We start from the raw sequence: 26,523 nt of genomic DNA, 5'->3' as shown, positions 1-26,523 counted from the left end.
GGCGGAGCTGTAAATAGTATATAAAAAAGAACAAGGATGAATGGAATGAAAGTATTGATAGTTAGCGATACGCATGGAAACCACTATAACCTGGACCGTATTCTGGATCAGGCCGGTACAGTGGATATGTTTATCCACCTCGGCGATGTAGAAGGCGGAGAGGAGTATCTTGATGCGGTAGTGGACTGTGAAAAACATATGGTAAAGGGAAATAACGACTTTTTTTCTGACCTTCCCAAAGAAGAAGAGTTCAGTATTGGGAATTATAAAGTCTTTATCACACACGGACACGGCTACTATGTATCGCTGGATCCGGAATATATAAAAGAAGAAGGAAAGGCCCGCAATGCTGATATTGTGATGTATGGACATACGCACCGTCCATACCTGGATCAGGGGAAGGAGATTACAGTCCTGAATCCCGGCAGTGTCTCATATCCGAGACAGGAGGGAAGGAAGGGGAGCTACATGATCATGGAGCTGAACGAGAATGAAAAGCCCTGTTTTCATCAGTATTATCTGGATTGAAGGTTTGAAATCAGGCATTTACTGGCCAAATTGGCTGCCTGCGAAAAAAATGTAAAAAAATAAAAAATTATTGTTGACATAAGCTGTGCCTTATTATATAATAACTATTGCGTCACGGGAAAAAGTGACAAGCACAACTACATCGGGGTGTGGCTCAGCTTGGCTAGAGCGCCTGGTTTGGGACCAGGAGGTCGCAGGTTCGAATCCTGTCACCCCGATAGTGCGGGTGTAGTTCAATGGTAGAACACCAGCCTTCCAAGCTGGATACGTGGGTTCGATTCCCATCACCCGCTTTCTTACAGCATCATGTTGTAAGGAGCCGTAAACAGGGGATAATTTCATAAGAGTCTGTAGCTCAGCTGGATAGAGCAACGGCCTTCTAAGCCGTAGGTCGAGGGTTCGAATCCCCCCAGGCTCGTTGTGGTGGGTGTGGTGCAGTTGGTTAGCGCGCCAGATTGTGGTTCTGGATATCGTGGGTTCGAGTCCCATCACCCACCCTTGTTTTATTAGTACTGGCAACGCAGTGTCAGATATAAGTCTTTATTGGGCTATCGCCAAGCGGTAAGGCACAGGACTTTGACTCCTGCATTCGCTGGTTCGAATCCAGCTAGCCCAGTTTGCCTGGGTGCAGGCGGGAATAGTTGAATAGTATGAGGGCGTGTAGCTCAGGTGGTAGAGCACTTGACTTTTAATCAAGTTGTCCGGGGTTCGAATCCCCGCACGCTCATTGAAAAAAATGCCGTAAACTCAGTATTAACTGAGGGTACGGCATTTTTAGTGTGCCTGACGAGCGTCGTTGTCCCAAGGGTATCCATCGTGTATTTGTTGCTTAAAAATGGTGTAAGAAGGAAGATATGATATTTTTAACATGGAGCCGAGACATATGGTGTCACTGTAACTGGTATGCTCAGGGCGGTGAAGAACACCCCTGCCGTCCTGCTTGCCAACGGGCTGTCAGGACACTATCCCTATGAAAATATTTTCATAGTTGTTTTATTTTATCTATTAATTAAAATAGAACCATAATATTGTACATAAATAAAACTGCCCATGACATGATTGAGTGCTACAGAAATAGACGGAACTGCTCTAAAAACTAATAACAAAATATCTGGATTCTGCCTGTTTTCCGGTATTTGAAGATCTGTCCGGACTGCAAAGGTCCAGATATATTCCCTGCCCACCGTGTGGGGAAACCGGTTCGGTGCAGTGCCAGCAATGTGAGGGAAACGTCGGTACAATATGTGATTTCTGTGGCGGCGCAGGAGAACTGAACTGTGCATCATGTGATGGCATGGGAGAGAGTGACTGTGCAGCCTGCAATGGTAGCGGTGTGTTTGGTGACATGTATACCGGTGTGCGTTCTGAATGCAGCTTTTGCGGCGGAGACGGCCGTGATACCTGTGCGTATTGTGAGGGAACCGGGAAGAAAGAATGCATGTGTGGCGGGAAAGCCTACTGTGACAACTGTCAGGGGAAGGGATATAAGGACTGCGCCACTTGTACCGGTCAGGGTAAAATCTTGTGTAAGACCTGTGGCGGATCGGGCAGCAGACCAGACAATAATTCAACGGCACCGGCAGATACGGCACCCGGCAGTGCATCACCTGACAGCACGCCGCCTGATGGTACTGCAGCTGCGGCTGCTGATGAAGGAATCCATCCCTGCCCCAACTGTGAGGGGGAAGGCCGGGTAGGCAAATGCTTGAATTGTGACGGGAAAGGATATGATAAAAAGACACAGCAGATTTGTCTGGAATGTATCAATACCGGTAAAAACCTTTGTGAAACTTGCGAAGGATATGGTATGCTTGACAGTAATGGCAATGGCGTCAGCGCAGATACCCCTTCGGTTGCACATCATAGCGGCCATACGGATAGTTTGCATGGTTCATCCGGCAGAACACTTGGGAGGAAATGTACGAATTATAAGTGTGAGGGAGGACGCTGTAAATGCGATGTTTGTAAAGGCGGCAGACAGGTGAAACGTATACAAAATGGGCCGTATTATGGCGGACGTAAGACAAAGGCTGCTACAACTTTTGAAAGATGCAGCGGATGCGGCGGGCAAGGGTATTATGACTGCAGCGTATGTGGAGGAGATGGCCGGATGGACAATTAAATTTTGTCTGATTATCATTGTTTTTCTAAGTATTTATAATAGAGACATATATTATTTGACAAAAACCAGCAGATGTATTAAAATACATTTGCTGGTATGCGGATATGGCGGAATTGGCAGACGCGCTAGACTTAGGATCTAGTGGGGTACCCCGTGCAGGTTCAAGTCCTGTTATCCGCATTTGGGAGCCGTAACTCTTTAAATATAAGGGGCTGCGGCTTTTTCATGTTCAGAAATTTAATACGGGCAGCCCCTTAGAGAATATACATTACTTGCAAATGCAGACATTCACACGAATACTGCGGTTGTTATTCAGGATTTTCCTGATTGTGCGTCCGCTGTAGGCGTTCCGCAAAGACTAGGATGGATTATGCCGCTTTTTCAGAATGATTATTATTGCTGTCATTGCGGAAGCCGCTGCTAAAAGGAAGAAAATTTCCATCGAAGTATCATCCCCGGTTCTTGTTTTATTAAGTGGCAGATATGAAGCGTTTTGTTGATCTGATGCGTCATTCGGGATACCCGGTTTGTCAGGAGTATCCGGTGAATCATCCGGGATGTCCGGTCTGTCAGGAGTATCCGGTACGTCTGGGTCATCAGGACCAGATGGGTCCGGTACCTCTTCCTTCTTCTTATATTCAAAGACTGCGAATGTGGACAGACCTTCGGAATCGGCAATATAGGTATTGTTCTCTTCCGTCCAGTTCAGTGTCTCGTATTCCCCGGCCCGTATTCTGTGGAGGACCGCTATTTTGCTGCTTTTCCACTTTCTGTCTGATGGCAGATGGAGCCGAATTATATGCTCTGTGTCAGAGCTGTAGCCGTCCTGGAACATGTAATTGATGTTCCAGGCTCTTCTTAACACCGCGCCGTCTTTTTTGGCCTTTTCCTGCATTTCCTTGTACCTGCCGCTGTCCGGATCAAGTTCAGTGACACGAAGTTCAGATGCCGGATGAACCTTAAGCGCTTGAACGCTGATGCCTTCGGAAGTGGAAGTGTCCGCCGCTAAAATATTACTTAAGATACGCGGATATCCGTCATTTTTTACATTCAACTGTTCCCATATATTATAGCCTGCACTTTGGGCTTCTGTGTTTAAGAGGTCTTCAAAGCCCTTTGACTTCATCTCTGAGCCTTTCTTGTACTGGGCGTCCACCGTCTGTCCGGGGATGGGTTCCAGGGAAGAATCATTGTAATAACATGCCCGTACCGAACCGTCTGTTCCCTGGGAGGCGATGGCTCCCTTTTCCATGCCTGACACGGCGCCGCTGTTGTATAGATTTGCCAGCTTACCGTTTTCATTACTGCCAGCGATTCCGGCCGCCTTTCCCTGGGGTGCATCCACCCTGCCTGTGTTGTAGCCATTTTCGATACTGCCTGTATTTTTTCCTGTGATTCCGCCTGCCTGGCCCTGCACTTCCTCTGTTCTGACAAGTGCGTTGGAATGGCTGTTACGGATGCTGCCTGTATTTTCGCCTGCTACACCGCCTGCCAGACTTTTTGCATTGATTCTATTATTATATTCCTCTGTGTCCTCAATTTCATTGCCGTGAATAAATGGCGATGTGCCCACATTAAGGCCGCTGCTGCATTTATCTATGGCGCCCTGGTTTACTGCGGCGATCCCCCCTGCTTTGAGAGCATTTCCATCGGTGCTTAAGTTGATGGTCTGAAGGTTTTTCACTTCGCCTTCTTCTTTGATTACTCCGAAGATTCCCTGGTATGGGCTGCCTGTCATGACAAGCCCGTCTATGGTATAATCATAACCCTCGAACCTTCCGGCAAATGGGGTCTGATCTGTTCCGATAGGGGCATTCCAGACGGCCCCTTCTCCATAGATATTGGCGCAAAGCAGATAAGGGTCTGCGGCATAGGTTCCCTGGCCGCTGTTGACCAGATCCCGCATCAGCTCGAACTCCTGCAGATTATGAATGAGCCAGACGCCGTCTTTGTCTTTTTCAAAAGGCTCCATCTTCTTCAGGCCAGCCCAGCGGGCATATAGTGTGAGATTCCCGGCGCTTCCTTTGGAAATGGTATCTGTCTTATCTGCATCTGCAAAGGAGGCGTTTCTATACCATCCTGCAAATTGTGCCCCGTCTTTTGCCGGGTCTTTTAGTGTAATGTTCTCGTCCTGGGAAGTATAGGCATCCGGGTTCTCCGGGTGGTTCGTTCCGCCATTTAAAATATATGTGATGGTATACGTCAAAGGCTCCCACTTCGCATATACGGTAACGGCATCCGGAGCCATCGGATTATGATTCGCATCGTAGAGGGGAAGCGCTGTGATCTGGTCTGTGTATTGTTCCTGCGCATACCACCCCTGGAACTGGTATCCGGCTCTTTCGGGATTCTTTAGTATTACCGTGTCATAGACGGTATAAGTATCCGGGTTCTCCGGATGGTTCGTTCCGCCGTCCAGCTCATATAGAATCGGATATGTGGTATCCGCCCATTTTGCATAAAGTGTCAGGTGATGGTTTTCATCACTCAGGGCATTCAGCGCAGCTGCGTCAAGGATGGTGATGGGTCCTTCCGTAAAATGCGGGTCCGCATACCACCCATCGAATGCGGAATAGGTTTTAGATGGGTCTTTTAGTGTAACCGGCGGCGGTACCATTCCCATTGCCGACGGGTTGGCCGGATGGTTGCTGCCGCCATTCATCTCATAGTCAATGCTGTAGTAATCCTTCTGCTCATTGCCTGCATGGAGGACGGATGCCGGAGACTGTCCGGGCCGGAAAGCATCATTTCCGCCAAACTTGGCTGCGACTGTATAAGTGCCGACAGCTTCTGCTGTAAATACGACAGACTCATCAATACCCCCGTTACTGATAGTCCTCTCACCTATCGAGGTTAGACTGCCGTCTTTCATATAGTAGAATTTTACGTTCCCGTATGCTACACGGTGACCTGCCGAATCAAGTACGTTTGTCAAAATCCGCACCGTTGTTCCGGCTGCAATATAGTACTCGCTCATATAGTTAGGAAGAGCCCGGCCCTCAGTATCTGTTAATGTAAGCTCGATATTTGCTGCCTGCTTTGTCCCTTGCGCAGCTACATATAAGGACGCGGTTCTGGATATTATGGTCTCTTTTACTTCGGAGCTGCCGCCAGGCGTCTGTTCCTTAATATCAACTCTTACCCGGTATCTTGACACATCCTGTCCCGGATCTTCTATCTGCACCTCGTATGTATCGCTATTGGCGTTTTCTATATCTTCCCAGGTCCCAGTATAGCCGTCTGCACCTATCTGTAATTTCTGCCAATCATATTCCGCTTCTAGTCCTGCCGGCAGATTAATTACCCCTGTTGTAAATGTTACGGTGTCCCCGACCATTCCGCTCTGATCCTGAGGCTGGATTAAGTTGATGCCCGTTTCCGGACGGGTTTTGGCGGATACGGGGGCTGCCTTTTCGCCCTCGATATTATGTTTGATTCCGGCAAACTGAAACTCATATTCTGTGTCAGGATCAAGGCCGGTGACCAAAAAGTGCTGCTGCCCGGCCTTCACAGGGGCGTCTTTATTCAGCGCATTTATCACATTTTTCTGGTAGATCAGATAGGAATCTGCACTGCGGGGGGTGTCGGGATCCGGGGCATCCCACGCAAGCATCACCCAGGTTTTCCCGGATTCATATACGTATGGCCGAGATGGCGGAAACGGAAGCCCTTCAATTGCTCCGTGTACGATGAAACCCATGGCGGCGGGGACATTTGTATATGTGGCCCAGGTGGCCATCTGTGCCTCGAATCCATAGTTAGGATTATTCGTTTCCGGAGTGTTGACGGTGGCACCCATTTTTCCTGATGTCCCTAATGAAAGTTCTACACCTGTTTCTCCAACAGTTCCCACATGAACGCCTGCCTGCCCGTCGGGGTCTGCCTGCGCAATCAGGCCGAGCTGGATGCTTCCTTTTGCATACCGGCTTTCGCTGTATTCTAATCCAACAGACACACCGCCGGCTTTTGTTTCTTCCTGTAGTCTGTCAAAGGAAACCGTCTGTCCCGTTCCCGGGGTAACAGGCGCCATCTTAGAAAGCTGTGCCAGAGACGCGCTCCCGTCTGGGTTCCAGGTCTTAATGGAAGCTTCATCTTTTGGATAGGTAAGCGGGTCACCGCTCTTGTACTCATAGAACAGTTCCTTCATATCTGCCTTTACAGCCTTTTGGTCCTTGTACTTTTCATAGAGGCGGGAATAGGTATCCATATCCATCATCGTAAAGGCGCCGGTGCACTGTTTGGTAAGGAAATAGTCATACCAGCCCTCTTCAATGACATCCCCTGCCGCTAATTTTGTGCCGTCATTTCTTGCCGGCTGCTGTCCGGTCTGTGATTCATAGCTGTCAATCATCTGCTGTGTGACGTTTATTTTTGGTACGTATTTTTTATAATGATATACAATGGAAGGTTTGGCGTAGACGAATACCTGCTCTGTGCTGCCGACTGCTTCTACAATTACCTCTCTGGCTGCGCCCTGGCCGAATCCGCCCTTTAAAGCAGCGTTAAGCCCTGCATCGATACCTCCTTTTGCACCGAGCTTTCCTTCTTCCCGGAAGATTTCCATCCCGGTTTCCATAGACAGGTCCAAATTGACCCCGGCTTTTAAGGACACCTGGGCATTTCCATTCTGGGAAAATGTCTCTGCGAATCCAAACCGGATTCTTCCCGGTTCACCGGAATAATAACCAAGTTCGTTGTAATAAGGAACTGCGGCAGATGCAACAATTGGAGCCGGCATGGACCAGCCGTAATTCTTCCCCTGATATTCATAATAATCTGCCGTCCCCGTATTTGATACGGGACAGAGGATGACAGAGGTTCCGCAGGAATTGGCGTCACTTTGTTTCACATATTCTGGATTGGTGGACTGCTGTGCCACATTGCCGCCTTCCATCCAGAGCCAGTTGATGCTTAGGGATATTTCATTGTGGTTAGCGGAAGCCGCAGGGCAGTCTGCAAGTACAAGGGCAATCTGCTCTCCGGATTCGGACCCTGCTGCAAAGCGCCCTGAGACAGCCTGAACGATGTAGCTTCCGCCTCCCTGCTTATCCGAATTGTTGGAAGATACCTCTTTTTTTATCTCAAAGCTTCCTGACCGGAGCTCCGCGTATTTATCCCTGGGATTAGCGTCTGTCTGGGTATCCTTCGGTTTGAATGCAAGGACAGCGTTTTCTAACAGCAGATAGTCTTTATCTGATGCGGCGCTTAATCTGGCACCTGTAAGTGCAGCGGGCCCGGTCATGGCAAATTGTTCACGGGCTGTCTTACCCGGCATATTTCCGGAACTGAAAAAGAACGGTGTATTATAAAGCAGATGGTAGCTGTCGTTCTCCCAGATAATAAAATTCAGTGCATAATCTGATAGCTGGCCGGCGGATACATCCGCATTATAGCCGCCTAATGCCAGTTCCTTTGTTCCGTTGCCGTCTGCATCCACTTCCTGTGCAGATACATACCGCATACAAAGAGCTGCCCCGGAGGTTTCATCCGCATACTCCAAATGGGTAAGAAACTGGTTTTCGGGTCCTTGTTCTGCGGAAAGACGGTAGATTCCAACAGCGGATTTAAATGACCTAGTGTTATCGCCGCCGGCGGCGGAGGGCGTACATACAGTAATGACCAGATCCTCTGTCTTTGCATTTGCCATGTTGGCAGAGGCAAGCCCTACGATAGGTACAGAACTGCCACCATACCCTTTATTGAACTGGTACGGGTCCTCCGGGGCATTCAGTTTTGACAAGTCTATGACATTCTTTTCCCATGCATTTTCATCTGTAAAGTAATCTTCGATTCCAGCATCTGTGACACGGAAAAGCTGTATTCTGGGTCTTGCCGGGTCTGCAATATAAAGGGCTAATTCGTCCATGCCGTCCCCATCCATATCAAGCGCTGTCATTGCTGTGACGGACCGCATTGCTCGGGTGTCCAGCTTTCCGTAGACACTGGGGCCTGACAGAGTGAATATCTTTTCATTCATTGGCTGAAGATAACCTGTGTCGTCTTTTTTAAGAGGGGTCAGACGAATGTAATCCTTTTCTGCCTTTTTATCCGTGCTGTCATAATCGATGGCCAGCTGGACAATGATATCATCCTTACCTGCTCCTCTTTTCACAGAAACGGCATTGGTTCCTACAGTCACTGCTTTTTTGCCTTCAATGGCTTCACTGGGGGGAGTATAAGTGTTCGGGGCTGAGATGGGATTTACCTGAAATTCTCCGTCCTTGATGCCGTTCTCTTTATCTAATATGGATGCCTTTTTTAAGGATAAAAAGGGCATGGTGTTATATACAGCGTATGAACCTTTATTGGCTTCGTTGGCTGTCTTATTCATGTGGCCGACATAGAGCCAGGACAAAGGGTCCGGGTCGTAGGACTCTAAGGGGTGTTCTGATGATGTAAATTCCTCCGGATCGTCAAGCTTTAGGTTAAAGTCAAGATACCCTGCATCGTCCAGCATGTTATATTCGTTGTCATAGTCTCCTTCTGCCTGTACTTCTGCCGGCATAGAACCGCCCGGCAGAAACAGACATGCGGTCAGGACAACTGCGGCTGTCAAAAGTACGGACAGCGGTGTTAATTTTATTCTTTTATTCTTATTTGTATGGTTCATATATTTTCCTCCAGGCTATAGCTTAATGATATTAAAAAAGAATTCATATTCAGCCATATTTTATGTCAATGTACAAAAATATCTTCCTTTTCACTAATAACCCCTCCCTTATCACAATAACTAATCGTATAATTAATACTATTTTACTGTATACGGGCGGTTCAGAGTATTATACGGTATGAGGTTTTGTAATTAAAGTTTCAGGGAAGAAGAGAAAAAAACTATGGATTTTAGCAAAAAAACTCATACTGTATTAAGAAAATATGATATAATCTAATTAATTTTTGGAGGACTTACATATGACTGGACAGGAAATACCATTATTTTTAAATGATAAATTTATCCCCAACCTGCTGCCGGAGGTGTGTGCTCCCAGACAGGCACTTCTCAGGGTTTACAAAAAGGCATCCATGTACCGATTTATCTATATTAGCGCCCAGGCGGGAAGCGGCAAGACAGTTTCTACTCTTTTATGGTTGAATGCCAGCAGGCGTAAAACCGTCTGGATTGGCCTGGACTCTTATGATAATGCTCCTTCTGTGTTTTATAAGCAGCTTGCAACCGGCCTCTATTCCCTGCAGCCGGAGAATGAAGCAATGCACAGGGTATTGGTGGATGAGGACTTTTCTGCCTCTCCGGTAGAGCATACGATTTCTCTGATAACGGAGATGCATCCAATGGAAGGGGAATATGCTCTGGCTCTGGATGATCTTCATCTGATATCAAATGCCGAGATTATCAAATCACTGCCTGCGGTAATTAAGAGGCTCCCGTTAAGTTTTGTCACCCTCATCCTGTCCCGGCATGCAATACCGGACGACTTTTCTTCTATATTGAAGGAACCAGGGGAACAGATGATCACATCTTCTGAATTAAGGTTTACAGAATCAGAGATCGGCAGGTATTTCAGGAGCCTTGGACGGGAATTAACCGAAGAAGAAGCTCACTTTGTTTATTTGGCTACTGATGGATGGGCAATTGGCATTAATGCTATGGCGCAGGCAGGGCAGCTGACGGATAACATCAATGTCTATGATTTTGCTCACTATTTTAAATCCCAGCTCTGGGACCGGTGGGATAAAGAATTAAAGAATTTCTGTCTTTGCACTTCTGTGGTGGATGAATTTGACCCGGAGATGGCGGAGGCCCTGTCTGGCCAGAAGGATGCCAGGAAAAGAATGGACGAGCTGACAAGGACAAATTCTTTCCTAAGTCACCTTCACGGCAATACTTACCGGTATCACCACTTATTTCAGGATTTTTTAAGGGAACGCCTTGCATTGGAAGGAAAAAATGCGGGAGAACTTTATAAAACAGCAGCTATTTATTATAAGGAACACAAAGATTATACGAGGGCTCTTAAATTTTCTCTGGACAGTGGAGAATTTAAGACGATAGATACTTATCTCTATCTATTTCTGTTTAAGAATCACAGGGGGGCAGTGGCTGATTATGCTGAATTCCTGCGTCCTTTTTTCGAAAAGGATTTTCCGGATTATGCATACAGGGAGGCTCCGGTACTTCACGTATTGAGTGCCTGGTACTATTACCTTACCAGCAGGTACCAGGAATTTGCAAAACATATGGATGCCATTATCCGGAACCTTCCCGGGATTGCAAAAGCAGGCTCTACCTTTGTGGAATTCTCTATACTTGCATACAGCGTGGATTACAGGACAACCATGCATAAAAAAATAAAACAGTTTTCAACTTTTGGAAGGTTTGTAAAGAAATATACTCCCGAAGGGCTTGCCACGTCAATTGCTTCTTTTACACACAATCTGCCGTATATGCACCGCAGCAATTTCGATTACTCAGACCTGGCTCTGCCGCCGGATGTGCTGGACGATATAGATCATACGTTTGCACCTCTTCTGGGCGCTGAATGGACATACCTGAAGCCTGGCATACGCGCCTGCTTCCTCTATGAGCAGAACCGTATGGACGAAGCCGCATCTATGATTCATACGGCACTGGGCTGTCTGACTAAGGATAATAAAATTGAAGGACACATCTGTGTGATACTCTTACAACACAGTATTTTCTGGCAGCTTGGCCTTCAGAAGAAAGCAGACCTTGTACTTAAGGAGCTGACTCGTATGACTGAAGAGGAAGCACAATTTTTCATGCCTAATCTCAAAGCATATGAAGCCAAACTTGCGCTGTTTGACGGAAATGAGGATATTGCAAAGGAATGGCTTGATCATTATTTTGTTACGGATATGGAGCATGTGGAATTATTCCGGGTATTCCAGCATTTTACTACTGCCAGGGCATATATTGCTCTTGGAGAGAGGGAGGAGGCTGCCCGTTATCTGCAGCTTCTGAAAGAATATGGACAGAATCTTAACCGGCCCTTAGACGCAGCAGAAGCCGGTGTGCTTCTGTCAGTGCTGTTCTACGCAATTGGCAAAAAGAAAGAAGCTGTGTCAGAGCTTCTTTCTGTGCTGGAGCTGATGCAGCCCTATGGCTTTGTAAGGGTGATTGCTGATGAGGGTGCTTCCATCCTTCCTGTGCTTAAGAGAGTGGCTTCCTATGTAAGCAGTGCAGATTACAAAGGTGCACTCTCTCAAAAATATCTGAATGACATTCTGCTTGCAGCTCACGCGGCGGCAAAGCAGTATAAAGGTGTTACGGCCAATTTTACATGCACTGACAAGCCGGTGAAGCTGTCAAAGCAGCAGGTGAGGATGGTTGAGCTATTGTCCCAGGGCTATAGAAACGCACAAATTGCAGAGATTACAGGGCTTGCAATACCGACAATCAAAACCCATACTTCCCTTGCATATCAGAAATTAGGTGTCAATAACGCACTGGATGCAGTATTACGTGCAAAGGAGCTTGGAATTATTCAGTAAAGTTTTTTAGCTTTGCGTAAGGGTAAAAGTCCCATTGCCTTGCCGTATAAAGCTCATTACCGACATAAGGAATAAGAGTGTCCTGATACCCTTTGGTTTTATCCTGAATGGCAGCCTCCTGATAATTATCAAAGATCTTGCCGCTGCTGAACGGCCCCATTACGGCAATAAATTCTCCATGCTGTACCTCAATATCGACTCCCTGCTAAACAGGATAAGTATTTCCTTTTGTAATATAGGATTTTTTTAAGTCCGCGACAGTTAAGATTCTTTTTCTCATTCTGATATCTCCAATTAAAATAATTCTTTTGCTGAGCTTTTACTGGTCTTGCTTATAAATGGATCTCAATGCCAGACCCAGGCTAAAGCTTTTTCTGTAATGTAAAGTGAGTTCTGCGTAACAAAAAAGTATACGAAATAATACCGCCGGTTGATCCGGCGGTATATATTTTGGGGTGATTTAAATTGATTATAAATGGTTTCTCTACTATATTAAATATTTTTTCAAAGGTATCCCTTTTTAAGAGCGTATCTTAGATACCCACCGTGTCTTCAATAGCCTGGTTAATGACTGCCATCTCATCCTTGGACAGTGACCAGTCGAATGCGGAACAATTTTCCAGCGCCTCTTTTGGATTTCTGACTCCGGTGAGTGAAGCGCCTATGTATGAATGCTGAGTCGTCCAGTTGACTGCTACCTGCGCTACAGGGACCTGATGTGATTCTGCGATCTGATCCAGTGTCTTCAGAAGTTCCATTACCTTAGAGAATTTCGGTTCCTCAAAGAAATCATAGAATCCAAGTCTTGCATCTCCGGCTTCGAACTTCGGCAGTTCGCGAATCGCGCCTGTAAGTATCCCGGCGCCTAAGCCGCCGTATCCCATTGTATACACGCCCTTTTGCGCGTATCTCTTCAGGACTTCTTCTTTAGAACGATTGACCATAGAATAAGCGAACTGTACCACATCAATTGCGCCCAGGTCATAAAGCTTGGAGAGGTCATCATCTTCAAAATTAGAAATTCCTGTATAAAGGATCTTTCCCTGCTGTTTTAGCGCATTTAAAGCCTCAACGGTTTCTTCAAACGGAGTATTCACATCCGGCCAGTGTATCAGATAGATGTCGATGTGGTCGGTATTCAGTCTGGTCAGTGATTCTTCACACTGCTTAATGATCGCAGCCTTGCTGCTGTCACGAATGGGCTGAGAAGAGCCGTATTTAGCTTCTTCGGGCCAGCGGATTCCGCATTTGGTCAGCAGAGTGACCTGATCCCGGCAGGAAGCGATTGCTTTTCCGACCACTTCCTCGGAATGGCCGCGTCCATAGCTCGGGGCGGTATCGATTAGATTGACGCCCTGTTCTACCATAGTAAGGATTGCATCGATGGAATCTTTTTCGTTAACATCTCCCCAGCCAGTGCCTCCGATGGCCCATGTCCCAACTGCCAGCTCAGACAGCCTTAAATCTGTGTTTCCAAATTGTTTGTAGCGCATAATATCATCCTTTCTTTGTTTGCTAGATTGTTTTCACATTTGTATTGTATACTTATCGTATTATTATTGTCAAGTGTTAACAAATAAAATAAATAACAAAAACAATACAATATTATTGACAAAATGATATCGTGCAGATATAATGCATATATAATATAAGTCTAAGGAGGAAAAAAGATGCTGAAAGTATTGTGTACCGCAGAGTTTGATGATATGTGGGAAAAGAAGATGAAAGAATACTGTGATATAAGAAGGGTTGGCTTCAGCCTTACAAAGCAGCCGAAAGACAGATTGAATGAAGAACAGCTGATAGAAGCCCTTAAGGGGGTGGACGTATTTATCGTAGGTTATGAGAAGGTGACAGAAAATGTCCTGTATCATGCACCGGATGTGAAGCTTCTGCTCAGTGTCAGGGACGGCCCGGAAGAAAACATTGACATCAAGGCCTGCACGAAGCTTGGAATCCCGGTTCTTTTCAGTGCCGGAAGATGTGGACGTTCTGTACCTGAATTTACGTTCTTATTGATCATGGCACTGGCGAAGCCTTTGATTAAAGTCGTAGAAGAGGTAAGAGCGGGGAACTGGATCAAAGAGAATGATCTGAAGTTCAGACGGATCAACGAAAATTCCACCGAGGTCTATGGAAAGACGCTTGGAATCGTGGGACTTGGAAGAAACGGCCTGGGTCTTGCTGAAAGAGCAAAGGCTTTCGGGATGCGGATTATCGGTTTCGATCCATTCGTAGATCGAGAGAAGATGAAAGCGATGGATATCGAGGTATATGACTTAGATGAGGTGATGAGGCAATCAGATTACATCGTTCTTCTTGCACGTGTCACAGAAGAGAATAAAGGGATGATCGGGGAAAAGGAAATCGGACTGATGAAACCTACGGCCTGCCTGGTAAATACAGGACGGGCGGCGCTGCTTGATATGGAAGCTTTGTTCCAGGCTCTGAAGGAGGAACGGATCAGAGGGGCGGCGCTGGATGTCCTGGATGAAGAGCCGCCAAGGGTGGATCATCCAATTTATCAGATCGATCCGGACAGGTTGATTGTCACGCCGCACACTGCGGGAGTAAGCGTAGAGCGGATTACATTCCAGTCAAGGGTGTTGAATGAGCATCTCCAGAATTATCTGAAGGGGATTCTCCCGCAGTCATTTTGTAATCGGGAAGTGCTTGAGCTGCCTCAGTTTAAAGAAAGAGGAAAGAAATTGTTTGGAGTCAATTGAAAGTAAGATGACTTTTATGATACAATCTAACAGTAATGTATACACAAGGGTAACGTGTAACTCATACCCTTGGGGAGCGGAGTTTTAGCTAAAGCTGAAAAGTAATGAATACCCAAAGGGCATCCCGTAATTCATGCCCTGCGGGCGGGGTTTCAGCAAAAGCTAAAAAATAAGGTGTGATTAAAGTAAATTATAGGAAGGTAGAATATGGAAGAGAAGAAAGACAGCAGACCTGATTTGGAAAGTGGGAAAGAAGCAATTCCTCTGTATCACCAGATCGTTGCGGATCTGAAGGATCAGATCAATAGGAATGAACTGAAGAAAGGTGATAAACTGCCTACCGAAAAATGGCTGAACGAACATTATGGCGTCAGCCGGGTTACTGTGCGGAAGGCTTTGGAAGATCTGACGGAGCAGGGGTATCTCGAAAAAAGGCCGAATAAAGGCTGCTTTGTATCACAGCCAAAGTTTGAAAAGGATCTTTCCAGGATGAGGAGCATGCATCAGGAACTGCTTGCATCGGGGATCACCCCCACCTCCAAGATCATTTCTTACCAGGAAGTGCAGGCGGATCCCTGGATCTTAAGCCACCTGAAATGTGCGGAAGATGAGACTGTGCTTGTGATCAAGAGGATTCGGTTTGCCGATGAAAGGCCTTTTGCAGAGCAGACGATCTATCTCCCTAAATCCTTATTTGGAGATTTTAACCCGTGGCTGTTAAGAGATCATTCTCTGCACGATGTCATGCAGGAGCAGTATGGAGTGGAGATCCGTTATTCTACGCAGAGCGTGAATGCTACGACTCCTACCAAGGAGAGAATGAAAGAGTTGGAGCTGTCTAATGAGAAACCGATCCTCCATATTAGGAGTACCGTATATACAACAGATGATAAGGTGTGTGAGTATTCGGATACATATCATGTCACAGATGTGGTCAGATACTCATTTACATGGTATAAATAGAGACGTACTTAAAATAGGAGCCGGATATTCCAGCCGGGTTGCAGAACATGTCCTGTAATCCGGCCGGGATATCCGGCTCTTTTTGACAGCTGTCCTGAGAAACTTGCATTGGTTATTAAGATATACAAAAATAATACAAAAATAAAATAAAAATATTGCAAAGACAAACATTATATGATACAATATAAATACAATAAAGAAAGGGAGGAGCGAAATGAAAAAAAATGGGATTATTAATCCTGAATTAATTCGAGCGTTAACAGATCTGGGTCATTTTGACAGTTTCGTAATCTGTGACATGGGTTTTCCGATACCGCCTGATGCTGTCAGGATCGATCTTACATTTGTGCCGGGGGAGCCTGAATTTCTCAAGGTGCTCAAGGCATGTCTGAATGAAGTGGCAGTACAGGAGATGACGATGCTGGAAGGGATTTCGGAGGCGAACCCGGAATTACATACAGAGATTCTGGGAATGGTACATAATCAGGAACTGGAGTATATCAGCCTGCCGGATTTCAGGGAAAAGGCAAAAGGAGCGAAGTTCTATATCAGGACAGGTGAGACGAAGCCCTGCTCTAATATGTATCTGGTCTCGGCTTCCGGAGTCAAAGAGCGGGTTGACAAATATAATATTGAATTTGGAATGGAGGAAGATTCATGAAAGCATTAGTGTATGAAGCGCCGGGAAAAGGAAAGATAACGGATATTCCGATGCCGGTCTGCGGGGATGATGATGTGATCATCAAAATCGAGTCCTGCGGAATCTGCAAGTGGTCGGAGCTAGCCCATAATTCCAGCGGAACCAGCCTTGCAAAGTATCCCTGCACTCCGGGACACGAATTTGCGGGAACTGTATATGAAAAGGGAAAGAATGTAACGGCTGTAGAGATCGGCGATGCCGTGACCGTTGATAATGCAACCAATTGCGGTGACTGTTATTACTGCAGAAATGATCAGTCTCTGTATTGCGAGAACTTTGCATCGATCGGACATAACATTCAGGGCGGTTTTGCGGAATACGTGAAAGCCTCTAAGGATAAGGTGTTCTTGATTCCTGAGAATCTCTCATTTGATGAAGCGACTGTGGCGGAGCCGGTAGCCTGTGCCGTCCACTGCATGGATGTATTAGACGCAAAGACAGGGGAGAATGTTCTGGTTCTGGGAGTAGGACCTCATGGCCTGATTCTTGGACAGTTGTGTCATCACTCCAATGCGCAGAAGGCGGTTACGATCGGGGGGCTGGAAAACAAGCTTCAGATCTTAAGAGAATGCGGCGTACCGGTCATAAAAATGGACCGGAAGGATTACAGTATCCATGAGGAAGCCATCAAAAAGGAATTTCCTCATGGGGTTGACGCCATTATAGATACCACCGGATACTGGCCGCTGGTTCAGAGTGTATTCAAGTTCCTGAAGAAAGGAGGGAGATTCATCCAATATGGAAGCTATCATTCCAGCGAAGATTTTGTGATTCCACCAAGCTGGTTCAATGAGATTCATTATAATGAACAGAAATATATAGGTGTCTCCTGCCAGACCTTCTGTTTTGACCGTGCACTGGCTTATATGGCGAGCGGAAAGGTAAAAGTAGATCAGTTCATCACACATAAATTCAGTCTGGATGATTATTTTAAAGCGTTGGAGGTCAACCGTACCGACAGAGAAGCGATCAAAGTCATCATCAACCCATAAAAGGAGGAAATAAGATGTTAGTTACATTGACAGAAATACTGAAAGAGACAAGAACGAAGAAGTATGCCGTAGGAGCGTTTAATGCCACAGATTATCTGCTTGCGGAGGCAGTGATCAAAGCGGCTGAGGAAGAAGGGGTTCCGGTGATCATGATGGTACCTACTCCAGCCTTCAAAGTGAAACAGACACCGTATCTGATGCAGTTCATCCTGGACCGGGCAAGAAAGGCAAGCGTACCGGTGTGTATGCATCTGGATCATGGAAAGGACTTCGATATCGTGATGCAGGCGATTCATTATGGCTGTTCCTCCGTTATGTTTGACGGGTCACTTCTTTCGATGGAAGATAATGTGAAGCAGACCAGAGAAATCGTGAGGATTGCTCATGCGTGCGGGGTATCAGTGGAGGCTGAGATCGGCCACGTGCCGGGTTCCAAGAATACACCGGCCACTGGAGCGCCGGATGAGAGTATGTACACGAAGCCGGAGGACGCCGTGACTTTTGTCAGAGAGACGGGCGTCGATGCACTTGCAGTGTCTATAGGGACCGTGCATGGGAAGTTCGTTGGAACTCCAAAACTGGATTTTGACCGGCTGAAGACGATCCGTGATCTAGTAGAGGTTCCTCTTGTATTGCATGGCGGATCAGGACTTTCGGACGAGGATTTCAGGAAATGTATCGAGCTTGGAATCAGTAAGATTAACTTCTTCACGGGACTTGCAATGGCGATCTCAAAGGCGGCATATGAAGCGATGAAGGAATCGGAAGGGAATATCATGTGGCCGGAGATCTCTCCGATCGCGGAACAGGCAGGAATCGATGCAACGAAGGAACAGTTCAGAATTTTTAATACGCAGCCACTGAACAGATAATCATTCTTGAGTGAAGTGAGAAAGGGGCATACTATGGAAAAGATAAAACAAACGCTGGAAGCGGCTAATATCAAACTGTCTTGGAGAGAGCGGTTCAGTTATGGGGCGGCAGACGTATATGGAACTTTATTCGGAAATTTTCTCTCAACTTTTATTTTATACTATTATACCGATATACTTGGAATCAGCGCAGCAGTGGCTGCCAATATCTTCCTTGTGTGTAATCTGGTCGATGCCTTTACCGCGATATCAGCCGGTCCCATCGCAGATAAGGTGAGAACCAAATGGGGGACATACAGGCCGTTCTGTCTGTTCGGTGCCATTCCACAGGCCATTGCTCTTGTGCTGTGTTTCACAAAGATACAGGCAGGAGAAGGTACGAAGGTGATCTGGGCAATGGCTACATATCTTCTTGTAAATGTATGCTATGCATTTATTAATACAGCGTACAGTACGCTCTGCTCTGCAATGACTACGAATGTAAACGAGAGAGGGGTGCTGAATGTTTTCAAGATCGGCGGTTCTGCAACAGGTTCCTTAGTTGTATCTCTCCTGGCACTTCCGCTTGTGGCAGCAATCGGTGCAGGCAATGAGGCGCGCGGCTATCAGGGAGCAGCAGCGGTCATGGGAATTTTATCTGCGGTCATGCTGCTCATTGCCTTCTTTGGTACGAAGGAGCGTGTAGTCGTAGAAAAAACGGAGAAAGTAAAAGTCATCGACAGCTTCAAGATGGTCTTAAAAAATAAGCCTTGTATTTTAATGATTTTTCTTTTAATGTTTATAGCATGGACATTTAACTTCCGATTTGCGGTGGTGATGTATTACTGCAAATATTATCTGGGAGATGCCGGACTGCTGACCGGATTCAACAGTTTAGTATCATTGGTTGGAATTCCGGCGATTATACCGATTCCAGGCCTGTACAAAAAACTCGGTAAAAAGAACACAATGGTATTAGTGGCAATTCTGACGATCCTGAACGGCATCGTATTTTTACTCGCACATCAGAACTATTACATGGTAGCATTCGGGTTCATATTATTCGGTGTTACACTGAATGCATCCTTCTCTGTAGTCTGGGGAATGATTCCGGACACGATCGAGTACGGAGAGTGGAAGACAGGAGTCAGGGCTCCGGGAGCCGTCGTATCTGCGTGTGCTTTTGCCAGGAAGATCGCCATTGCGGTTGCGACCTGGTCTGTAGGACAGGCGCTTTCCCTCATCCACTATTCTGCTGAGCTGGAGGTACAGACTGCAGCAACCAATACCGGTATATACTACCTGAATGCAGTGCCGCTCATCATCGGCGGAATCCTGATGCTGATCGTTATCTTACCATATAATCTGACTCAGGAAAAATTTGAGAGCATTCTGAAAGAAATTGATGCCAGAAAAGCATCCTCCGGCAGCCTGGGTTAGATAGAAAGGGGAATCTTATGAAAGAATGTATCATGGTAGTGGATTTTGGGACTTCAAATGCCAGGACCAACCTGGTAGATATCACGGACGGGAGTATCGTAACGGGACATAGTAAGCAGGTATTTTATCACAGCCCGAAGACGGACTTTCATGAGATTCCGGCAGATGATTACTGGCTGGCATCCGTAGAGACGACGCAGCGTGTCATAGAAGAGGCTGGAAGCAGATATCATATAGCGGGCCTTGTATTCTCCTACATTGGAGACAGTCTAGTCCCTGTAGATGCAAAAGGGAATCCCACCTATCCCATGCTGGCATCTTATGATCTGAGAGCAAAGAATGACATGGAACTTTATACAGAGCAACTCGGCACAAGAGAGTTCGAAAAAATCAGCGGCTGCCCGCTGACACCCAGAAATACTGGGGTGAAGATCCATTGGCTGAAGAAGTATATGCCGGATGTGGCTGAGAGAACCGCACAGTATCTGACTCTGCAGCAGTATGTTAATCTCAGGCTTGGCCTGGGGCCGGTCAGTGATTATTCTGTGGCGAACAGGAAGCTGATGCTGGATGTTCGCACAAAAAAGTGGTCGGCGAGATTGCTGGATCTGATTGGAAGCAATACAGAAGAGATGGGGACGGTGATCACGGGAGGGGACGAATGCATCGGCAAGATCACGTATTACGGCCCCGTAAAGCTTCCGTACGAAATACCGGTATTCCCAGGTGGGCATGACTCGGCGGTGGGGTTTATCGGTCTCGGACTGGACAGCAATATCCGTGGGATTCTCGGCAACGTGGGCGGTACATTCGACCATTACGGATATCTGAAGTCAGAGTACCAAGACACCTTGCCTGTAGCAGGAATCCAGACGGTGGCAGGACCGACAAAGGACAGCTTTGTTACGATCAAAGCACATCCGGCAGGAAAAGACTTGCTGTGGTTTATACATCAGATCGTCGGAAAGAAAGACATGAGACTTCTCGACGGCTATTTCAGGTCGGCTCATTTTGGCGGAGAGAACGGCTCCTATTATACAACGGGGCTCGACACATCGGAAGGTTCCTTTGTGTATCTGAATAATTTGGCGGGAGTGCAGAAGATTTTTGATACCCTGGTCGAAGGAATGACATTCCTGTCAAAAGATATCGTGGAACAATTCAAGCTGCTTCATTACCCGTTTGAGACGATCCGTGTAGGCGGCGGCAGCGGAAAATCCGATGAATGGCTTCAGCTGAAGGCGGATGTCTTTGGAGTACGGATCGAAAAAGTAAAGAATCTGGAGGTGTCTTCGACAGGTGCGGCAATCATCGGAGCCGTAGGATTGGGAATATGCACTTACCAGGAAGCCTTTCGGAGCATGGTGGCAGTGGAGAGATATTTTAAGCCTGATGAGACATTAAGCAGTAGATATCAGGAAAAGTACGGGAATTGGAAAAGAATATGCAGGCAGCTGGAGAGAGGGTAAGGGAAAGCGCAGCTAAAAAAGAGAGAACATAGCACAAATGTGCCATGACTCTCTTTTTTTATAATATAGGAAATTCCTTTGTGATTTCCTAAAAATGTTTTACCAGATGCATTTTATTGCTTTCAAAACGAAATTATGTTAGGATTCAAACGTAGATGTTAACGTTTCGAAATCTTTCAATATCAACTTCATAAAATCATCATTCATATTCATCGGAGGGAGATAATAATAGTTCTCCGTTATCATCCATCCCTGGAAGCCGATTTTTTTGATTGTTTCAGCTGTCTGTATGTATCCGGCATCGCCTGTGCCCAGAAGTACGCAGCCACGCTGTCCAGGTGTGAATAGAGAGCGCAGGCTGTCTTTCATATGAAAATGGCTGATTGTTTCTGTTCCAAACGCCTGGATCTGTTCAATCGGATCGCCGGTACCGAAACGAAGGGGATTCAGGATATCCATACAGACTTTCACCCGGCCCTTCAGCCGATCGAGCAGCACCTGTATCAGCGGAAGAGGAAGTGCAGATTCGACAGCAATTTCAACCTGAGAGATTTCGGCCAGGCGGCATGCATATTCCAGATGACTCAATGCATTGCTGTATGCATCTTCGGTCTTAGGACTGACCGTGATGACGAGTGTACGGATATCGAGTGCCCTGCAGGCTCGTATCCCATTACGGATGCTGGCTCTTGCAGCGTCTCCCTGAGGCGTATTGACAGGAAAATCAATGGTTCCTTCTGCAAGCAGGGCTCCAAGGTTCAGGGAGTGAAGACGGATTTTGTAGTGTCTGGCCGTCTCATTGTAGATTTGTTGTATTTCTGGGTGGTTCAGCGGGAAATTGAGGCTTCGGCCGCCGGCTTCACCAAGCTGCATCCCGTCAAATCCGGCTGTGCCGGCAAGTCTGATCGCAAGGGGGCCGGAGACCGGCATGGACCACTCACATATTCCATAATAATTCTTCATAGTGTTATCCTCCATAAATAAAATATAATACAATAACAATACAAAGTCAACATAAATAATGACAATATAATACAAAATTAGACCTAAATAGATTGACAATAAAAATACAATATGATAAAATCATGAGTAAGAAAAAGAGGATAATAGAAGGACGGAGGAACAGCTATGGTAAAGATTAATACAGTGTTGGGAAAACTAAGTACGGAAGATCTGGGAATGACTCTGATGCATGAGCATTTGGGAACCGTGGACGCAAATGTATGGAAGGCATTTCCGGATTGGCTGAATCGGTCGGAGTTCATTGATTATGCAGTGGGGCAATATAAGAAAGTAAAAGACAGAGGAATCGATACGATCGTAGATGTGACACCATTGGATCTGGGAAGAGACATCCATATGATAAAAGAGGTATCGGAAAAGTCCGGTGTTAACGTCGTGGCATGCACAGGTATCTATGGAAACAGTTATGGCTGGCACCTGTATAAGGATCCGGATTATATTGCTTCGTTATTCATAAGAGAAGCTGAAACCGGAATCGAAGGGACAGATATCAAGGCAGGAGTCATCAAGTGTGCCACCCATGAGGATCATATCAATCAGGATGATGAGCGGATGCTGAAGATCATCGCAAAAGTACATAAGGAGACAGGTCTTCCCATTATCACGCATTCTATCGGGCATTCAGGATATGAACAGCAGGATGTGTTCGAGGCGGAGGGGGTGGACTTAAGCAGAGTCGTTATCGGACACCTGGGAGACCTCGATGAGGTGGAATATATCGTGAAGGTGGCGGAAAGAGGAAGTTATCTTGGTCTGGACCGTTTCAGCATTGATACAATCCAACCGCTTAAGGTTCGTGCTCAAGTCCTGAAAGAGCTCTGTGAGAGAGGATATCGTGACCAGATCATCGTAAGCCATGATTGTATGTGCTTTATGGACGGACGGGACAGCCTGAATATCTTCGGCAGTACCTGGGATGACTTTTATAAAGAGAACCATGAAGACATGGAATATCAATATACCTATGTATTTGATTATATCTGGCCGGAACTTGAGAGACTCGGGATGACGCAGGAGGATTTTGACCAGTTCCTGATCCGTACTCCCCGGACATTTTTTGAACGATGAGCGGAGGACAATATGAGAGCATTAGTATATGACAGACCCGGAAGAAAATATGCCAGTATCCGTGAGATCGATACGCCGGAGTGCAGTGACGGGCAGGTACTGATCGAGGTTATGTCCTGCGGAATCTGCAAGCCGGCAGAAAAGTCACATGACCAAAATGGCTCTGTCCTTGGAAGATATCCGGCGGTGCCGGGACACGAACTGGCAGGCAGGATCGTCAAGACCGGCAGGAACGTCTTATCTCTCCAGGAAGGGATGAGGGTGACAGTAGATAATGGCGTACCGTGCGGGACATGCTATTACTGCAGGAGAGGAGAAAGCGCTTTTTGTGAAGCGTTTGGTTCTATGGGGCATAATCTGCAGGGCGGGATGGCGGAATATATCGCGGTGGATGAGAGGAATGTCTATCGGATACCAGATGCTGTCACCTATGACCAGGCAGCCCTGTGCGAATTGATTGGCTGCTGTCTGAGGGCTGTAGAGAGAAGCCAAGTCAGGTACTGCGATGATGTGCTAGTTCTGGGCGCCGGAGCCAGCGGGAATATACTGACACAGTTATTTTTAAATTCCTGTGCGCAGAATACAGCAGTGATAGATCTGGTGGAGAGTAAATTGAAGATCCTGAAGGAAAAAGGGGCTCTTACCTATCTTGCCGAGCCGGGAAAAGAGGCGGAGATATTGGTGGAGACTGCGGCCGGTTTTCCAAAAGGTTTTGATATCATTGTGGATGCATGCGGCAGCGCCGAAATGAGCCGTGCCTCTTTGAAATACCTGAAAAAGGGCGGGACTTTTGTAGGATATTCCTTTCCGAACGGTGAGAAAAAAGAGCTTCCACTGCCGATCGCTCAGTTCATCATTAATGAATGGACCTATGTCGGTTCCACTTTTAACAGTGAGTTTGATAAATGTATCGAGATCATCAGCGGTAAAAAAGTGGACTGTGATTGTCTGATAACAGGACATTATAAGCTGGAAGAATATTTTGAAGCGCTTGATGAAAGCCTGGAAGATAAAGAATCCATCAAAGTGATGATTCATCCTAAGGGGACAGCAAAATAGAGGTGGCAAGATATGAAGAGAATAAGAATTCTGGCGGTTCTGGTTTTGACGGTATTTCTGATGACGGGATGTGATGCTCTGATAGAATTGCCGGAAGAGCTGAAGGAAGAAGAGGTACAAAAGACAGATTTGAAAGAAACAAAGTTTGAGGGTCCGGCTGAGAAAGCGAAGGCGCCAAGAGGCGTAAAAGTGGCTTTAGTACCGGCACAGGCCTCTTTGTCCGGCTGTATCGTTCCATGTGAAGCCATTCAGGAGGTGGGAGAGCGATATGATTGGGATATCCAGATGTTTGACGGGAAGGGGACGCCGGATGAGGAAAATACCGCGATTATGAATGCGATTGCATGGCAGGCAGATATCATTATTACGATCTCGCTTGATGCGAGAAGCGTCCAGCAGGGAATCCAGGCGGCGAATACGGCTGGAATCCCGATCGTGAGCGGTTCCAACGGTACGGATGACCCCAACCCGCGTTTGGATCTGGAGGAGGAGGGACTGGTTGATTTCCTGTTTGATGTCGGACCTGATTACCGGGCGCTCGGAACGGCAATGGCCGAATGGATGGAGTCCCATAGAGAACTGAGCGGACATGTCGTCATCTACAGTTGTCCGGGATCTTATTCCGTGGAATATTTTGAAGATGGTCTGCTGGCGGGGCTGGAACAGACGGAACTGTCAGTTGACAGCCAGCTTCAGAAGTTTACATTCGAACAAATGGGGGATGAATTGAACCGCATGGTTATCGGTTATGTGACCGCCAACCCGGAAACAGAATTTATCTTTCTGCCCTTTGACCCGGCAGCGGTCAGTGTGACAGAAGCGCTTGAGACAGCAGGGATACAGGATGTGAAGGTATGCGGAGTATTAGGAAATCAGGAGATGATCTCCCTGATCAGACAGGGAACGGTTGCGTCATGTACAGCTGCCTACGATAACGTATATTTGGGCTACGCAACGGCAGACCAGGCCATACGTGTCTTAAATGGACAGAAACTTGCAGCGCCTAGAGGCGAAAATCTGCCTTATCAGATCATAGACATTCAGAGCCTGCCCAAAGAAGGGGAAGCGTGGGCGCCGAATATGAACTACAAAGAACGTTATTATGAGCTTTGGGATTAAAAGAGGGTACGATATGAAGGAAGCTGATATTCGAAATGGGAGAAATACAATACTAGAAAAATATGGAATGCTGGGCGTTTTGCTGATCATTATTTTGATCTTTGGGTCATTATCCGAATCTTTTCTTACAGTACAGAATTTCAGCAATATATTCATCAGTGAATCCGTGGTAGGATGTCTGGCCCTGGGGGGATTGTTCATTCTTGTAGTAGATGAATTTGATCTTTCACTGGGATACATCTTGTGCTTCTGCATGGTGCTCGGTGCCTTCCTTTCAGGGAAAGGCTTTCCGGGGGGCGTGGTGGTTTCCGTGATGATTGCAGCAGGTGCCGCATGCGGAGCTCTGAATGGCTTGATCGTCACCAAGCTCAGGATCAATTCCTTTATTGCGACGATGAGCGTGGGACTTTCACTGGCCGGGATTACACAGGCATTGTCGGGAGGGGGAATCCTGAACACCAATATTCCGCAGTCGATGATTCATTTTGCAAGAGGAAAGGTATTCTATGTGGGATATAGTGTAATCTTTCTCCTGATGCTGTGCGCGGTCATTCATTTTGTCCTGAATCATACGGAATTCGGCAGGCATCTGTACGCCGTGGGTACGTCAGGGCGCACGGCAATATTCGCCGGGATCAAGGCGGAGAGAGTCAGGCTCACCGCATTCACTGTGGCCGGATTCTTTTGCGGGATATCGTCAATCGTGATGCTGGGACAGCTGGGTGCCGCCAGCTCTGCCTATGGCACCTCTCTTTTGCTTCCGGCATACTCCGTCGTATTCCTGAGCAAGGCGTCTTTTCATCCCGGGCGGCTGAATGTACCTGGTCTGGTCGTAGGAGTGGCCCTCTGTGCTCTGGGACAGAATGGAATCGAGATCGCCGGCGCGCCGGTATGGGGGAGCTATGTTTTTCAGGGAGTGCTTCTGATCCTGTCGATCTGGATCTCAGTACTTCTGACTCAGAAAGCAGGACGGAAAGTGAAGTAACGAAAGGAGA

The 26,523-nt window shown here is 46.7% G+C and carries 17 protein-coding genes and 7 tRNA genes; 21 read left to right on the top strand and 3 right to left on the bottom strand.

The genetic code is table 11. The features are described 5' to 3' along the window. Positions 1 to 45 precede the first annotated feature (45 nt). The 9 genes from BN1938_RS17280 (at position 46) to BN1938_RS17240 (ending at position 2,830) form a co-directional block, all read left to right on the top strand. On the top strand, positions 46 to 528 hold the full coding sequence (locus tag BN1938_RS17280; RefSeq protein ID WP_050641761.1) for a metallophosphoesterase family protein: 483 nt from the start codon (positions 46 to 48) through the stop codon (positions 526 to 528). A 143-nt stretch (positions 529 to 671) separates the two neighbouring features. Beyond that, positions 672 to 746: transfer RNA gene (locus BN1938_RS17275), tRNA-Pro, on the top strand. A 4-nt stretch (positions 747 to 750) separates the two neighbouring features. Further along, positions 751 to 821, top strand: a tRNA-Gly gene (locus BN1938_RS17270). Between the two features lie 51 nt (positions 822 to 872). Beyond that, positions 873 to 946, top strand: a tRNA-Arg gene (locus BN1938_RS17265). A 5-nt stretch (positions 947 to 951) separates the two neighbouring features. Continuing rightward, positions 952 to 1,025, top strand: a tRNA-His gene (locus BN1938_RS17260). Positions 1,026 to 1,072: 47 nt separating this feature from the next. Continuing rightward, a tRNA-Gln gene (locus tag BN1938_RS17255) sits at positions 1,073 to 1,144 on the top strand. 38 nt (positions 1,145 to 1,182) lie between these two features. Next, positions 1,183 to 1,255 (top strand) — tRNA-Lys (locus BN1938_RS17250). A 477-nt stretch (positions 1,256 to 1,732) separates the two neighbouring features. Next, positions 1,733 to 2,650, top strand: a complete 918-nt coding sequence (locus tag BN1938_RS17245) for a hypothetical protein (protein WP_050641760.1) — start codon at positions 1,733 to 1,735, stop codon at positions 2,648 to 2,650. Positions 2,651 to 2,748: 98 nt separating this feature from the next. After that, positions 2,749 to 2,830, top strand: a tRNA-Leu gene (locus BN1938_RS17240). 178 nt (positions 2,831 to 3,008) lie between these two features. Here the strand turns inward: BN1938_RS17240 and BN1938_RS17235 are convergent. Next, on the bottom strand, positions 3,009 to 9,260 hold the full coding sequence (locus BN1938_RS17235; protein WP_050641759.1) for an InlB B-repeat-containing protein: 6,252 nt from the start codon (positions 9,258 to 9,260) through the stop codon (positions 3,009 to 3,011). A gap of 299 nt (positions 9,261 to 9,559) precedes the next feature. Between BN1938_RS17235 and BN1938_RS17230 the strand changes: the two genes are divergently transcribed. Then, the gene (locus BN1938_RS17230) at positions 9,560 to 12,118 is read left to right on the top strand and encodes a winged helix-turn-helix domain-containing protein (RefSeq protein WP_050641758.1); all 2,559 of its coding nucleotides are present in this window, start codon (positions 9,560 to 9,562) and stop codon (positions 12,116 to 12,118) included. 533 nt (positions 12,119 to 12,651) lie between these two features. Here the strand turns inward: BN1938_RS17230 and BN1938_RS17225 are convergent. Then, entirely contained in the window at positions 12,652 to 13,611 is a 960-nt protein-coding gene (locus BN1938_RS17225) for an aldo/keto reductase (protein WP_050641757.1), read from the bottom strand. 177 nt (positions 13,612 to 13,788) lie between these two features. On the opposite strand from BN1938_RS17225, the gene BN1938_RS17220 reads away from it, so the two are divergent. The 7 genes from BN1938_RS17220 (at position 13,789) to BN1938_RS17190 (ending at position 21,259) form a co-directional block, all read left to right on the top strand. Beyond that, complete coding sequence (locus BN1938_RS17220; RefSeq protein WP_050641756.1) at positions 13,789 to 14,844, top strand: NAD(P)-dependent oxidoreductase; 1,056 nt, start codon at positions 13,789 to 13,791, stop codon at positions 14,842 to 14,844. Between the two features lie 207 nt (positions 14,845 to 15,051). Beyond that, positions 15,052 to 15,807 carry a GntR family transcriptional regulator gene (locus BN1938_RS17215; RefSeq protein WP_049915424.1) on the top strand — a complete coding sequence of 252 codons (756 nt, stop codon included), beginning with the start codon at positions 15,052 to 15,054 and terminating at the stop codon, positions 15,805 to 15,807. Between the two features lie 214 nt (positions 15,808 to 16,021). Next, positions 16,022 to 16,468 carry a D-ribose pyranase gene (rbsD, locus tag BN1938_RS17210; protein ID WP_050641755.1) on the top strand — a complete coding sequence of 149 codons (447 nt, stop codon included), beginning with the start codon at positions 16,022 to 16,024 and terminating at the stop codon, positions 16,466 to 16,468. Next, positions 16,465 to 17,499: an alcohol dehydrogenase catalytic domain-containing protein gene (locus tag BN1938_RS17205; protein ID WP_050641754.1), complete on the top strand. Its 1,035-nt coding sequence runs from the start codon at positions 16,465 to 16,467 to the stop codon at positions 17,497 to 17,499. Before rbsD ends, BN1938_RS17205 begins: the two co-directional genes overlap by 4 nt. 14 nt (positions 17,500 to 17,513) lie before the next feature. Beyond that, positions 17,514 to 18,371: a class II fructose-bisphosphate aldolase gene (locus tag BN1938_RS17200; protein WP_050641753.1), complete on the top strand. Its 858-nt coding sequence runs from the start codon at positions 17,514 to 17,516 to the stop codon at positions 18,369 to 18,371. Positions 18,372 to 18,404: 33 nt separating this feature from the next. After that, a complete protein-coding gene (locus BN1938_RS17195; protein ID WP_050641752.1) occupies positions 18,405 to 19,790 on the top strand; it encodes a glycoside-pentoside-hexuronide (GPH):cation symporter in 1,386 nt (461 codons plus the stop codon). A gap of 17 nt (positions 19,791 to 19,807) precedes the next feature. Continuing rightward, entirely contained in the window at positions 19,808 to 21,259 is a 1,452-nt protein-coding gene (locus tag BN1938_RS17190; protein WP_050641751.1) for an FGGY-family carbohydrate kinase, read from the top strand. A gap of 138 nt (positions 21,260 to 21,397) precedes the next feature. Here BN1938_RS17190 and BN1938_RS17185 read toward each other — a convergent pair whose 3' ends face one another. Beyond that, complete coding sequence (locus BN1938_RS17185; RefSeq protein ID WP_050641750.1) at positions 21,398 to 22,222, bottom strand: sugar phosphate isomerase/epimerase family protein; 825 nt, start codon at positions 22,220 to 22,222, stop codon at positions 21,398 to 21,400. A 165-nt stretch (positions 22,223 to 22,387) separates the two neighbouring features. Here BN1938_RS17185 and BN1938_RS17180 point away from each other — a divergent pair, with 165 nt between their 5' ends. Genes BN1938_RS17180 through BN1938_RS17165 form a run of 4 tightly spaced genes read left to right on the top strand, consistent with a single transcriptional unit; the run spans position 22,388 to position 26,513 of the window. Continuing rightward, a complete protein-coding gene (locus tag BN1938_RS17180; protein ID WP_050641749.1) occupies positions 22,388 to 23,350 on the top strand; it encodes a phosphotriesterase family protein in 963 nt (320 codons plus the stop codon). 12 nt (positions 23,351 to 23,362) lie between these two features. After that, positions 23,363 to 24,409 (top strand): alcohol dehydrogenase catalytic domain-containing protein, encoded by a 1,047-nt coding sequence (locus BN1938_RS17175; protein WP_050641748.1) that lies wholly within the window; start codon positions 23,363 to 23,365, stop codon positions 24,407 to 24,409. Positions 24,410 to 24,421: 12 nt separating this feature from the next. Further along, positions 24,422 to 25,528, top strand: coding sequence for a sugar ABC transporter substrate-binding protein (locus BN1938_RS17170; protein WP_050641747.1), 1,107 nt, complete (start codon positions 24,422 to 24,424; stop codon positions 25,526 to 25,528). A gap of 13 nt (positions 25,529 to 25,541) precedes the next feature. After that, entirely contained in the window at positions 25,542 to 26,513 is a 972-nt protein-coding gene (locus BN1938_RS17165; protein ID WP_050641746.1) for an ABC transporter permease, read from the top strand. The last annotated feature ends 10 nt before the right edge of the window (positions 26,514 to 26,523 follow it).

The organism is Eubacterium sp. SB2 (assembly GCF_001244405.1).
GTDB lineage: Bacteria > Bacillota > Clostridia > Lachnospirales > Lachnospiraceae > Faecalicatena > Faecalicatena contortus_B.
The sequence above is the reverse complement of the archived record's forward strand: the minus strand, read 5'-3'. Positions and strand labels throughout refer to the sequence as shown.